Origin of the sequence: Lysinibacillus sp. G01H, from assembly GCF_028872195.1 — a bacterium.
GTDB classification, from domain to species: Bacteria; Bacillota; Bacilli; order Bacillales_A; family Planococcaceae; genus Lysinibacillus; species Lysinibacillus capsici.
In genome coordinates, this window is sequence record NZ_CP118397.1 from 1096354 (window position 1) to 1109047 (window position 12694).

17 protein-coding genes are annotated in these 12694 nt (G+C 37.5%); all 17 read left to right on the plus strand.

Annotated elements, in window-relative coordinates; all coding sequences use genetic code 11:
* The first annotated feature begins 1 nt into the window (after nucleotide 1).
* The 17 genes from fliI to flhB all read left to right on the plus strand — a co-directional run bounded on the left by fliI (nucleotide 2) and on the right by flhB (nucleotide 12685).
* Nucleotides 2-1327 carry a flagellar protein export ATPase FliI gene (gene fliI / locus PSR12_RS05235; protein ID WP_066037836.1) on the plus strand — a complete coding sequence of 442 codons (1326 nt, stop codon included), beginning with the start codon at nucleotides 2-4 and terminating at the stop codon, nucleotides 1325-1327.
* Nucleotides 1328-1777, plus strand: a complete 450-nt coding sequence (gene fliJ, locus PSR12_RS05240) for a flagellar export protein FliJ (RefSeq protein WP_004269298.1) — start codon at nucleotides 1328-1330, stop codon at nucleotides 1775-1777. It begins immediately after the preceding gene.
* A gap of 4 nt (nucleotides 1778-1781) precedes the next feature.
* On the plus strand, nucleotides 1782-2390 hold the full coding sequence (locus PSR12_RS05245; protein ID WP_274771920.1) for a MotE family protein: 609 nt from the start codon (nucleotides 1782-1784) through the stop codon (nucleotides 2388-2390).
* Between the two features lie 25 nt (nucleotides 2391-2415).
* Nucleotides 2416-3690 (plus strand): flagellar hook-length control protein FliK, encoded by a 1275-nt coding sequence (locus PSR12_RS05250; protein WP_274771921.1) that lies wholly within the window; start codon nucleotides 2416-2418, stop codon nucleotides 3688-3690.
* Nucleotides 3691-3692: 2 nt separating this feature from the next.
* Entirely contained in the window at nucleotides 3693-4385 is a 693-nt protein-coding gene (gene flgD / locus PSR12_RS05255; RefSeq protein ID WP_221682762.1) for a flagellar hook assembly protein FlgD, read from the plus strand.
* Nucleotides 4386-4400: 15 nt separating this feature from the next.
* Nucleotides 4401-4769, plus strand: a complete 369-nt coding sequence (locus tag PSR12_RS05260; RefSeq protein ID WP_221682761.1) for a TIGR02530 family flagellar biosynthesis protein — start codon at nucleotides 4401-4403, stop codon at nucleotides 4767-4769.
* Between the two features lie 86 nt (nucleotides 4770-4855).
* Nucleotides 4856-5824, plus strand: coding sequence for a flagellar basal body rod protein FlgG (flgG, locus tag PSR12_RS05265; protein WP_274771924.1), 969 nt, complete (start codon nucleotides 4856-4858; stop codon nucleotides 5822-5824).
* Between the two features lie 93 nt (nucleotides 5825-5917).
* The gene (locus tag PSR12_RS05270) at nucleotides 5918-6139 is read left to right on the plus strand and encodes a flagellar FlbD family protein (protein ID WP_048391601.1); all 222 of its coding nucleotides are present in this window, start codon (nucleotides 5918-5920) and stop codon (nucleotides 6137-6139) included.
* Nucleotides 6129-6557: a flagellar basal body-associated protein FliL gene (fliL, locus tag PSR12_RS05275; protein WP_004269291.1), complete on the plus strand. Its 429-nt coding sequence runs from the start codon at nucleotides 6129-6131 to the stop codon at nucleotides 6555-6557. Before PSR12_RS05270 ends, fliL begins: the two co-directional genes overlap by 11 nt.
* A 31-nt stretch (nucleotides 6558-6588) precedes the next feature.
* Entirely contained in the window at nucleotides 6589-7584 is a 996-nt protein-coding gene (gene fliM, locus PSR12_RS05280; protein ID WP_004269290.1) for a flagellar motor switch protein FliM, read from the plus strand.
* Entirely contained in the window at nucleotides 7577-8800 is a 1224-nt protein-coding gene (gene fliY / locus PSR12_RS05285) for a flagellar motor switch phosphatase FliY (RefSeq protein WP_257521299.1), read from the plus strand. Before fliM ends, fliY begins: the two co-directional genes overlap by 8 nt.
* A gap of 21 nt (nucleotides 8801-8821) precedes the next feature.
* Complete coding sequence (locus tag PSR12_RS05290) at nucleotides 8822-9184, plus strand: response regulator (protein ID WP_004269288.1); 363 nt, start codon at nucleotides 8822-8824, stop codon at nucleotides 9182-9184.
* A gap of 4 nt (nucleotides 9185-9188) precedes the next feature.
* A complete protein-coding gene (locus PSR12_RS05295; protein WP_009371154.1) occupies nucleotides 9189-9872 on the plus strand; it encodes a flagellar biosynthetic protein FliO in 684 nt (227 codons plus the stop codon).
* Complete coding sequence (gene fliP, locus PSR12_RS05300; protein WP_004269286.1) at nucleotides 9869-10534, plus strand: flagellar type III secretion system pore protein FliP; 666 nt, start codon at nucleotides 9869-9871, stop codon at nucleotides 10532-10534. Before PSR12_RS05295 ends, fliP begins: the two co-directional genes overlap by 4 nt.
* 13 nt (nucleotides 10535-10547) lie before the next feature.
* Nucleotides 10548-10817: a flagellar biosynthesis protein FliQ gene (fliQ, locus tag PSR12_RS05305; protein ID WP_004269285.1), complete on the plus strand. Its 270-nt coding sequence runs from the start codon at nucleotides 10548-10550 to the stop codon at nucleotides 10815-10817.
* A gap of 4 nt (nucleotides 10818-10821) precedes the next feature.
* The gene (fliR, locus tag PSR12_RS05310; RefSeq protein ID WP_221682758.1) at nucleotides 10822-11595 is read left to right on the plus strand and encodes a flagellar biosynthetic protein FliR; all 774 of its coding nucleotides are present in this window, start codon (nucleotides 10822-10824) and stop codon (nucleotides 11593-11595) included.
* A gap of 1 nt (nucleotide 11596) precedes the next feature.
* Nucleotides 11597-12685, plus strand: a complete 1089-nt coding sequence (gene flhB, locus PSR12_RS05315; RefSeq protein ID WP_048391594.1) for a flagellar biosynthesis protein FlhB — start codon at nucleotides 11597-11599, stop codon at nucleotides 12683-12685.
* The last annotated feature ends 9 nt before the right edge of the window (nucleotides 12686-12694 follow it).

Below are 12694 nucleotides of genomic sequence, written 5' to 3' on the forward strand. Positions count from 1 at the left end.
GATGAAAGCGGCTCAATTAATTGAACAAATTCCGCATATCCCAACTTTTAAAAAGTTTGGTAGGGTTACTAGAGTTGTTGGCTTAATGATTGAGTCGCAAGGTCCAGATAGTTCTATAGGTGATGTCTGTAAAATTCATGTTGAAACTGTAAATCACGGTCACCAGATTATTTTAGCAGAGGTCGTTGGTTTTAAAGATGAAATAGTCGTCTTGATGCCTTTTACCTCCTTACGTGAAATATCTATTGGCTGCCTTGTCGAAGGGACGGGAGCCCCACTGGAAGTAAAAGTGGGTCCTGAGTTAATCGGCAAAGTATTGGATTCTATGGGGAATCCAATTGATGGCACTCTATTACCTAAAGGTCTCATGACAGTCCCTACAGAGCAAGATCCACCAAACCCACTAACTCGTCCACCAATTAATGAAAGGCTTGAAGTGGGAGTTAAGGCTATTGACGGTATGCTAACAGTTGGAAATGGACAACGTGTTGGTATTTTCGCCGGTTCTGGGGTAGGTAAAAGTACTTTACTGGGTATGATCGCAAGAAATACACAAGCAGATTTGAATGTCATTGCGCTAATAGGCGAGCGTGGTCGTGAGGTTCGGGAATTCATCGAACGTGATTTGGGTGCTGAAGGTTTAAGTCGATCGATTGTTGTTGCAGCCACATCCGATCAACCAGCATTAATGCGGATTAAAGGGGCATTTACAGCAACAGCAATCGCCGAATATTTTAGAAATCGAGGCTTAAATGTCATGCTGATGATGGATTCCGTGACACGTGTGGCTATGGCACAACGTGAAATTGGACTTGCGACAGGAGAACCACCAGCACAAAAAGGTTATACGCCTTCGGTTTTTGCGATATTGCCTAAATTACTAGAACGTACAGGCACCAATGAAAAGGGTTCTATAACAGCATTCTATACTGTTTTAGTAGATGGTGACGATATGAATGAACCCATTGCGGATACTGTGCGAGGGATATTAGATGGTCATATTGTATTGGATCGAAATCTTGCCAACAAAGGGCAATATCCAGCCATAAACGTCTTGAAAAGTGTGAGTCGTTTGATGAATCATGTTGCAGAGCCAACTCATAAGAAAGCTGCTGAACGATTAAGAGAACTCTATTATACTTACGACAAATCAGAGGATTTGATCAATATTGGTGCTTATAAAAGAGGAACCTCTAAAGAGATTGATGAAGCAATTCATTATGAACCGCTCATTACTGCTTATCTTAAACAGGGTTACTTAGATAAAGTGACACTTGAAGAAAGTGTCAATGAGTTAATAACATTATCGAACGGTGGTGCGAAATAGATGGTCAGTTATGTGTATCGTTTTGAAAAAGTGTTAACTATTCGCGAGCAAGAAAAAAACGAAACCGAAATGGCTTATAAGGAATCTGTCCGTTCTTTTGAAGAAATAGCAACGAAATTATATGACTTGCTAAAAAAGAAAGAAGATTTAATTACATTTCAGCAGGAGCGTTTAATGGTTGGTTCATCCATAGATGAAATTCATCATTATAGTCGTTTTATTGATAGTCTCGAAAAAACAATTGCAGATGTACAACAGAAAGTGATACAAGCTCGTGCTAAGATGAATTGGCACGAAGAAAAACTATTAGAAAAAAACTTGGAAGTACGTAAATTTGAAAAAATGAGAGAAAAGGATTTTAAGCATTTCCAACAAGAGCAAGATCGTATAGAAAGCCTTTTTTTAGATGAAATTTCATTACAAACGTATAACAAGAAAGAAATCAGGTGATTTCATGGCAAAGAAAGACAATCGATTAGCAACAGAGTTAGTAGAAGGGCAACCAAAGAAAAAATCTGGGGGCTTTCTTAAGTTTTTTACTTGGATTGTACTGCCGATAATGTTTGTAGTAGCGGTTTTGCTTGTTGTGGCAACTTTAATGAATACAAATGTCTTTGATTTAGGAAAAAAGGCAATAGGTAGTTTACCTTTTATCCCCTCAGAAGAACAACAAGCAAAGGATGCTGTCGTTAATAACGACTCTAAAATAGTGAGTTTACAGGCAGAGGTACAAGAAAAAGAAGCCGAGATTACTCAGCTTCAAAAAAAATTAGATTCAACAATTACTGAAAAAGAGAAGCTGCTGACTGAAAAGGAACAGCTTCAATTTGAAATTGAAAAATTAAATCGTGAACAAGATGATGTGAAGCGTGACTTTAACGATATTTTATCAACATTTGATAAGATGTCGCCGAAAGCTGCGGCACCTGTGTTAATCAATATGAGTGATACAGAAGCACTACGGATTTTAACGAATTTAAAGCCAGATAAATTAGCAGCTATTTTAGAGAAAATGGATGCAAAAGATGCAGCAAAATATACGGAGCTTATGGCTAAACAGTAGGATAATTGAAAGGAGGTGAAAAATAGTGGATGTAGCAATGATGCAAATGATTAATAAAACAGTACCTACTAAAACTGCAGCAACAAAGTCAACAACAATTGGAAACGCTGAAGGAAAAATAGACAGTACACCGAAGAAAGAAAATTTATCAAATTTTGGTTCTGTTTTTGGGCAAGTATTAACTTCTTCAACTCAAACAACCCAATCATCAAAAACAACATCATCAAATGAACTTGCGGATTTACAATCGTTATTAAATGCTGACTCAATGGAGGAAGTACTAGATTTACTAGGGATTTCTCACGATGATGGCTTATTAATGCTTCAACTTGGAGAAGACGGTAAGGCAGTGGCACTGGATGAAATGCTTCATTTAGAAAATATTTTAAATGCTTTAGGGATTGATGAAGAGCAGCTTCAAAAAATAGTCCACCAGTTACTAGGAGAAGAAAAAGAAGCAAGTGATGTTTGGGAGCTCTTAACATTAGTAGATGCTCAAGCACCTGTACTACAGGCGAATATAAGCACGGCTTTACAAGGCGAAGGTCAAGTGACACCAAAAGAGGCAACACAACTTCTCCAAGTGTTAAAATTAGCGCAATTAGTAGGGCAAAAGACAGACTTAACAGCATCCCAAGAAAATCTATTAACGACTGTGAAGAGCCTATTAACGTCATTACAAACGCAGGTAGAAACTTTGCAGGTAACAACAACTAAAACAACTGTTACATTGCCATTACAAAGCTTCCAGCAAGTTGTTCAGCAAGTCCAAACGATGATGAAACAAAGTGAAACAACTACAAATGACATGGTTACGCCACAAACTGTACAAACGAAACCAGACACATTCCATGTAACATTACCAACGGCTAAGCCTGCTCAATCAGAAGCTTTACTAAAAGAAATGCAAGCCATTATCAATCGAGCGCAGATTTCGAATGCTCAAGGTATTACACGTTTAACCATAAAATTGTATCCAGAAAATCTAGGGACGGTTCGTATTGAACTTGTACAAAATGATGGTGTCCTTACAGCACGTTTACTGGCTTCTACAGCTCATGGACGTGAATTGCTTGATAGTCAAGCACACCAGCTAAAACAGGCATTTGCTCAGCAAAATATACAAGTAGATCGCCTTGATATTGCACAATCATTACAAGATGCCGATCGTCAACAACGTGATCAAAGCTTCTTCAATAATTTCTTTAAACAACAACAGGACGAAGAACAGGATCAAAAAAGTGATGATGAAGATGAAGGAATGTCCTTTAGTGACTATTTAATAAGTGAGGAGGTGTAACAATGGCAGATACTACTACGAAAGTGACAAATCCGGCTATAACTGATGATTTTTATTACTCAAATTATCAGAAGCCAGTGAAACAAACAGGCAATAGTGAGCTTGGTAAGGATGCCTTTCTACAATTGTTAATTACACAATTACAGCATCAGGACCCAACAAATCCAATGGATGATCGAGAATTTATTTCTCAAATGGCGCAGTTCTCTTCTTTAGAGCAAATGCAAAATATGACAAAGGCAATGGAATCTTTACTAGCATCTCAGCAACAAACACAGATGATGAGTTATACAACTTTTATTGGCAAAGAAGTCAAATGGCATGAGATTACAGAGGAGAAAGATGAAAAAGGTAATCCTGTGGTTAATGAAGGAACAGGCGTCATCGAATCCCTTAAATTTGTAGATGGGAATGTTGTTTTCAAATTAACTGATGGGAAAGAGATTGCTCCTGGTAATATATCTGGTATTTTAGGTGGAGCTAGCGACTCTAGTTCAAATGGCAATAATAATGTACCTGAATCTCCATTAGTGAAAGCTAGCCAATTGATTGGTAAAAATGTAACGTATAAAGACGGTGACCAAGAACTAAAAGGACGAATCGTCTCTGTTTCCAATAAAGATGGGGTCATTAATTATGTACTAGATAATGATAAAAGACTAACAGATAAAGATTTTACAGTGATTAGCGAATAAAGGTGGAGAAAAGTGATGGATAAATTTTCAATTCATCGTGTACCCTTGCATCCATCTATTCGCTCAACACAGCCTAAGCCAATCAATACACAACAATCGTTTAAGGCTCATTTACAGGAAGCTTCTAAACAAGAGCTAAAGGTGAGCAAGCATGCGAATGAACGTATTATTGAGCGTAAAATTAATATCACTGAACAAGAATGGCAGGTTGTATCGGATAAGGTATTTGAAGCACACTCAAAAGGTGTCAAACAACCATTAGTCTTGATGGATCAAGCAGCTTTAATTGTCAGTGCTAAAAATGCTACTGTCATTACAGCAATGGATCGCACGGAAGCAAAACAGCAGTTATTTACAAATATTGATGGCACGATTGTGCTTTAAAGGCTGGACCTTCTTAAGTAAGGAAGCCTTGGTGATGCTGATTGATAGAAGCTCACCTATATAAAACGAAGGGAGAACGAAAACATATGTTACGTTCTATGTATTCAGGTATTTCAGGTCTTAAAAACTTCCAAACAAAGCTAGATGTGATTGGTAATAATATTGCCAACGTGAACACTTATGGCTTTAAAAAAGGTCGAGTAATATTCAAAGATTTAATGTCGCAAACATCAGCTGGTGCTTCTGCTCCTTCAGGTACTATAGGAGGTATTAACCCTAAACAAGTTGGGTTAGGGGCAGAACTTGCATCTATCGATACTATTCACAATCCAGGATCGCGACAATATACTGGACGCGGACTAGATTTAGCTATAGAGGGGGAAGGTTTCTTCATAGTAGGTGATTTAGTATCAGGAACTGGTGAAGGAACAGGTGAAACGCCATTTACAAATACTCTCTATACACGCGCAGGGAATTTTTATATGGATGAACAAGGTTTCCTAGTTAACGCTGATGGTAAATATCTAATGGGTTCTGCGGCTGCTAGCTCCGAAGATTTAGATTTAATGTCTACTGACTTCGAGGCACCAGCGGAGTTGGATGAAGTAACAAGTGAGAATTTAAATGTTGATGGCACTTGGGGTTTACCAACAGCTGCAACAGAAAACAGTGGAGAATGGGGACGTATCCGTATTCCAACTGATGCAAAATCGATGAGTATTGCACCAGACGGTCAAGTTACTTTTGTTGATGCAAATGGAGACTTGAAATGGGGTGGTCAATTGGTAATGGCTAAATTCTCCAACGCAGGTGGTCTTGAAAAAGTTGGCGGTAATTACTATACAGTTTCAGCAAACTCTGGAGAACCTTATTTACAAGCAGGTGGTCAAGCAGGTTTAGGTAAACCGATAGCAGGTTCACTTGAAATGTCGAACGTAGACCTGTCTGAAGAGTTTACTGAGATGATTGTGGCACAACGTGGTTTCCAAGCAAATACGCGTATCATCACAACATCTGATGAAATATTACAAGAGCTAGTAAACTTAAAACGATAATAATATAGTCCTTTCAAAACGGACGTTTTAACAAACATATTTTCATATGAGGGAGGGTCGGGCCGGCTCTCATGCTAGACCCGGCCCTAATTCATGATTGAACTAACACGTCTAAATGGCAAAGCATTTACATTAAATGCTTTATACATAGAAACAGTCGAATCATTTCCCGATACGACTATTACATTAACAACTGGAACAAAATTAATTGTTTTAGAGAGTGAAGATGAGGTGCGACAAAAGGTAACTGCCTTTTATAACAATATACAAATACTATCCAACCCGCATCTACGAGGTGAAGAAGATGAAGAATAATAAAATGCTAACAATGATTATTATTTTACTAGTAGCAGTCATTCTGATTGGGGTTATTTTGTTTGTATTGCTTACGCAATTTAATAAACCCACAGGAGCTGTTGAGCCGTCCATTGATGAGATTGTAGAGGCTACAGTGGAGATACCAGAGATCACGACAAATCTAGCAGATAAAAGAGTTGTTCGCTTGTCATTGAAAATTCAAACGACAAGCAAAGATGCTGCTGCAGAATTAACAAAGCGCGTTTTCCAAGTGCAAAACATCGCCATTCAAGAGCTTTCTGAAATGGAGCAAAAGGACTTAGAAGGTAAGCAAGGGAAACAAATTTTCCAAAAATCATTAAAAACAAGATTAAATGAGTTGATGCAAGAGGGAGAAGTTCAGGAAGTATATTTTACCTCCTTCATTACTCAATAAAACAGAAACTGCTTGAATTGGAGGTGGGCAAATGGCAGGAGATGTGTTATCTCAATCCGAGATAGATGCGCTGCTTTCCGCTATATCGACAGGGGAAATGTCAGCGGATGACATAAAAAAAGAGGACGAGGGACGTAAGGTTAAAGTTTATGATTTTAAACGAGCACTTCGCTTCTCAAAAGATCAAATCCGAAGTTTGACCCGAATACATGAAAATTTCGCACGACTATTGACAACCTTTTTCTCTGCACAGCTTAGAAGCTATGTACAAATTACGGTTGCATCAGTAGACCAAATACCATTTGAAGAGTTTGTTCGTTCTATTCCAAATATGACACTCATTAATGTATTTGAAGTGCCACCATTAGATGGTAATATATTGATGGAAATTAATCCGAACATTGCCTATTCGATGTTAGATCGCCTTATGGGCGGTAGTGGGGCAAGTCATAGTAATGTAGATAACCTAACGGAAATTGAAACAAAAATTATGACAAACCTTTTTGAACGCTCATTCGACAATTTACGCGAAGCATGGGAAAATGTTGCGGAAATTGATCCAATATTAGTGGAACTTGAAGTAAATCCACAATTTTTACAAATGATTTCACCTAATGAAACGGTTGTCGTTATTTCGTTAAATACGATAATTGGTGAGACAAGCGGTATGATTAATATTTGTATTCCGCATGTTGTATTGGAGCCAATTGTTCCAAATCTTTCGGTTCGCTATTGGATGCAAACCAATACGAAAGAGATGTCACCAGAGCAAACAAAAATGCTTGAAACACGTGTGAAACAAGCCCAATTACCACTCTCAGTTGAATTAGGATTAACGGACATCACCATTGAAGATTTCCTAACAATGCAAGTTGGAGATGTCATACAGTTAGATCAAAAAATTGAAGCGCCATTACTACTAAAAGTAGGTACATTGCCGAAGTTCACTGTTCAACCAGGTAAAAAGGGCAAAAAATTAGCAATCCAGATTATCGACCCTTTGAAAGGAGGAGACGAAGATGAGTGATGAAATGCTCTCCCAAGAAGAAATTGAAGCGCTATTAAGGGGCGAGACGTTGGGAGATAAAAACAACGACACTGATGCTTCAACAAATGAAGAAATAAATGAGATACGAGTGGAGGATTACCTTGATTCGTTTGCACAAGATGCATTAGGAGAGGTAGGCAATATATCCTTTGGTAGCTCTGCCACAGCTCTTTCAGCGTTATTGGGTCAAAAAGTAGATATTACAACTCCAAGTATTTCAATGATTAATCGTAATAAATTAGAAGAGGAATTTCCACATCCATATGTAGCTGTACAAGTTGAATATACAATTGGTTTGACAGGTATGAATTTACTTGTAATTAAACAATCTGATGCAGCAATTATCGCAGATTTAATGCTAGGTGGCGATGGATTAAATCCGAAGCCAGACTTAGGTGAAATTCAGCTAAGTGCTGTTCAAGAGGCTATGAATCAAATGATGGGCTCAGCTGCTACATCTATGTCGACAGTCTTCAACAAAAAAGTAGATATTTCTCCACCGACAATTGATTTAATGAACATCTCGCAAGATGAGGGTCGAGAAAATATTCCAGAAGACGATCTGCTGGTGAAAGTTTCATTTAGATTAAGAATTGGTAATTTAATTGATTCGAATTTAATGCAATTATTACCGCTTAAATTTAGTCAAAATATTGTAAAATCATTATTAGGTGAAACAGGAGTGTTTGAGGAACCTGTGGCAGCAACTATTGCACCTGAGGCTCCACCAGTTACACCACCGCCTGTTCAACAGCAAATACCTGTAGCACCACCATCTGAACAACCAGTTTATCAACAGCAGTCAGCACAGATGCAGCAACCGATTTATCAGGAGCCACAACAATTTGCACAACCGGCAAGACCTGCGCAACCTGTAAATGTGCAACAAGCACAGTTTGCTAGCTTCGATTCAAATGTAATCTCTCAATCTGAAGCTAGAAATTTAAATATGCTACTTGATATTCCATTGCAAGTTACTGTAGAGTTAGGACGTACGAAACGTTCTGTTAAAGAGATTTTAGAACTATCAAGTGGTTCAATTATTGAACTGGATAAATTAGCAGGAGAACCGGTTGATATTTTAGTCAATAGTCGTTTAATTGCTAAAGGGGAAGTCGTTGTTATTGACGAAAACTTTGGTGTCCGTATTACAGATGTTTTAAGTCAAGCAGAGCGTTTAAATAATTTAAGATAGTTTCAATTGGAGGAGTTAACCATGTCTAAAAGAATTTTGATTGTAGACGACGCTGCATTTATGCGCATGATGATCAAGGATATTTTATCAAAAAATGGATTTGAAGTTGTTGGAGAGGCAGCGGATGGTTTACAAGCTGTCGAAAAGTACAATGAACTAAAACCAGATTTAGTAACAATGGATATCACAATGCCAGAGATGGACGGTATTGCAGCTCTTAAAGCAATTAAGGGAACAGATCCAAGTGCAACTGTAATCATGTGTTCAGCAATGGGGCAACAAGCAATGGTAATCGATGCGATTCAAGCTGGTGCGAAAGACTTTATCGTAAAACCTTTCCAAGCAGATCGTGTAATTGAAGCGATTCAAAAAGCGCTAGGATGATTGCATGAAAATGTTAAAATCATTTCGTTTAACGATGATTTTCGCATTTCTTGTATCCTTCCTGTTTTTGTACCCGACACCGACTTCTGTCTATGCAGACGCTGATACAAATAGTGTCACGGATTGCATTAAAGATCCAGAAGCTTGTAATGGAGATACGACTGATCCAGCTGCTAAACAAGAAACAACTGTAACAGCAGCTGGAGATATATCTGCATGGGAATACATAAAAATGGTTTTGGCGCTTATTTTTGTTGTAGCTTTATTTTATGGATTGATGAAGTTTTTAAATAAACGAAATTTAAACTTCCAACGTAATCAAATGGTACAAAATTTAGGCGGTTTATCGTTAGGTGCGCAAAAGTCAGTTCAGCTTTTACAGGTAGGTAAAACATTGTATTTAGTTGGGGTCGGAGAAGACGTTCAGCTCTTACGAGAAATTACAGACCCTGAAGAAGTTGAAGCTCTATTAGCCCTATATAACGAAAGGCAAGAATTTGCAGCAACATCACCGTATATTGCAGAAGTATTTTCTAAGTTTAAGAGAAAAGATAGCGCGAAGGTGCAAAATGAGCAGCAAAAGCAAGATTCATTTGGCAATCTATTCGAAAAAAAGCTATCCGAAATAAAACAGGAGCGTAGTGATGAGATAGAGAGATGGAAGCAGAAGGAGAAGGATGGTAAATGAATGATTTAATCAATATTTTTTCCAACAGCGATCCAACGAATGTCTCTACATCTGTAAAGCTCTTACTTTTACTAACAGTATTATCACTTGCACCAAGTATTTTAATTTTAATGACATCCTTTGCTCGTATAGTCATAGTCTTATCCTTTGTGCGTACAGCATTGGCAACACAGCAAATGCCCCCAAATCAAGTAATCATTGGGCTGGCACTATTTTTAACATTTTTTATCATGGCACCAACCTTTCAAGAGGTCAATAAAGAGGCATTACAACCATTGTTTGCTGAAGAAATAGGTATAGAAGAAGCCTATGACCGTGCTAGTGTGCCATTTAAAGAGTTTATGAGTAAACATACTAGGCAAAAAGATCTTGATTTGTTTTTAACATATAATCAAGCAGACAAACCAGCATCAGTGGAGGAAATCCCACTGACTATGCTTGTACCTGCCTTTGCTTTAAGTGAAATTAAAACAGCATTTCAAATTGGTTTTATGATTTTTATTCCATTCCTTGTGATCGATATGATTGTCGCGAGTACATTAATGTCGATGGGGATGATGATGTTACCGCCAGTAATGATTTCATTGCCATTTAAAATATTATTATTTGTATTGGTTGATGGCTGGTATCTCGTTATGAAATCGTTACTACAAAGTTTTTAGGGGATGATACAGTATGACAGGTGAGTTGGTTATTTCCATTGCAGAGCGTGCTATAATGATTATCCTTCTAACAAGCGGTCCGCTACTATTAGTTGCTTTAATCTCGGGTTTAGCGGTAAGTATCTTTCAAGCCACAACTTCGATACAAGAGCAAACGTTAGCATTTGTACCAAAAATTATTGCTGTCTTAGTGGCCATCGTATTCTTTGGCCCTTGGATGCTATCTCAAGTTACAAGCTATGCGAGAGACATATTTGAGAATTTAACGCGTTATATAGGGTGAGTACATGAATGAATTAATTCCGCATTTAACGGTTTTCTTATTAGTACTTGTACGGGTCTCAGCCTTTTTTGTAACGGTTCCTTTTTTTTCCTATAGAACCATTCCACCTCAAGTCAAAATTACTCTCGCACTGGTTTTAGCTTGGATGATGTACTATACAATTGATGTTGAGCCATTTGCATTCAATGATGATTACATATTATTAGTGATGAAAGAAGCACTAGTTGGACTTTTACTTGGTCTAATGGGCTATATCATCATGTCCGCAATTCAAATTGCAGGAAGCTTTATCGATTTTCAAATGGGTTTTGCCATTGCCAATATAATTGACCCGCAAACAGGTGCTCAAAGTCCATTAATCGGTCAGTTTTTTAATATACTAGCACTACTTTTATTGTTAGCGATTGATGGCCATCATATGATTCTTAATGGAATCTACTACAGCTATCAATTTTTCCCGATGGATCAATTCCCTAGTTTTATGAACGAAAACTTTCCTCAATTTATTATCACAACTTTCACAGCAGTCTTTGCCATAGCATTCCAGATGGCTGCTCCTGTTGTAGCGACCTTATTCTTGGTCGATTTAGCTTTAGGGATCACTGCAAAAACAGTACCGCAATTAAACATATTTGTTGTCGGTTTTCCTATTAAAATTGGTGTTAGTTTTTTAGTGTTATTTACAATGATGGCCGTTATGATTCAAGTTATTCAAAAGCTTATTACGATTATGATTTATGGGATGCGTGATTTAATGGCCATTTTAGGTGGTGGATAATATGAGACTACTACTGAATTTAGAGCTACAATTTTTTGCGGGTGAAAAAACAGAAAAGGCAACCCCTAAGAAACGACAGGATGCTCGAAAAAAAGGGCAAGTTGTCAAGAGTCAAGATATTTCTAGTGCCATTGTAATGTTAATGGTATTTATCTTTTTGTTTTTCTTTGCAGGCTCTTTGCGTGACGAGCTATTAGCTTTTTTCAGGCAAACCTTTATTCATAACATACGCATCGAATCACTAACTATTGATAGTGTGATGCACCTATTTACAGAAACTTTGATTCAAATGGCTTTTATCATTGTACCAATTATGGCAATTGCATTTGTCGGAGCACTTGCAGGTAACTTTTTGCAATTTGGTTTTCTTTTTACGTTAGAGCCAATGAAGTTTGATTTGAAAAAGATGGACCCTATTAAAGGGTTAAAAAAGATATTTTCTGTCAAAGCCATTGTGGAGTTAATAAAGTCTGTTTTAAAGATTGGTTTTATCGGAAGTGTTACAACAATTATTATTTGGTCAAACTTACCAGAAGTTTTGGCGTTATCGTTTAAAAGTCCATGGATGACTCTCATTACGGTAGGGAAGCTTGTTGGTATTATGGGTATAGCGGCTTCTTTAGTATTACTTTGTGTATCCGTTTTAGACTGGATGTATCAAAAACATGAGTATGAAAAAAATCTTAAAATGTCTAAACAAGATATTAAAGATGAATATAAAAATAGTGAGGGTGACCCCCTAATCAAATCAAAAATCAAACAACGCCAACGTGAGATGGCGATGAGACGTATGATGTCAGAGGTTCCGAGTGCGGATGTAGTAATTACCAACCCTACTCACTATGCAATTGCCCTCAAATATAATGAGGACAGTATGGATGCCCCTCGTGTTATTGCGAAGGGGACAGACTTTATTGCTCAAAAAATTAAACTGATCGCCAAAGAACATGATGTAATAATGGTTGAGAATCGACCTTTAGCACGAGCTATGTATGACCAGGTAGAAATAGGCGATCAGGTACCAGAAGAATTTTTCAAAGCAGTAGCAGAGATACTCGCTTATGTTTATCGTATTAAGCGAAAAATTTAAGGCTTTTTG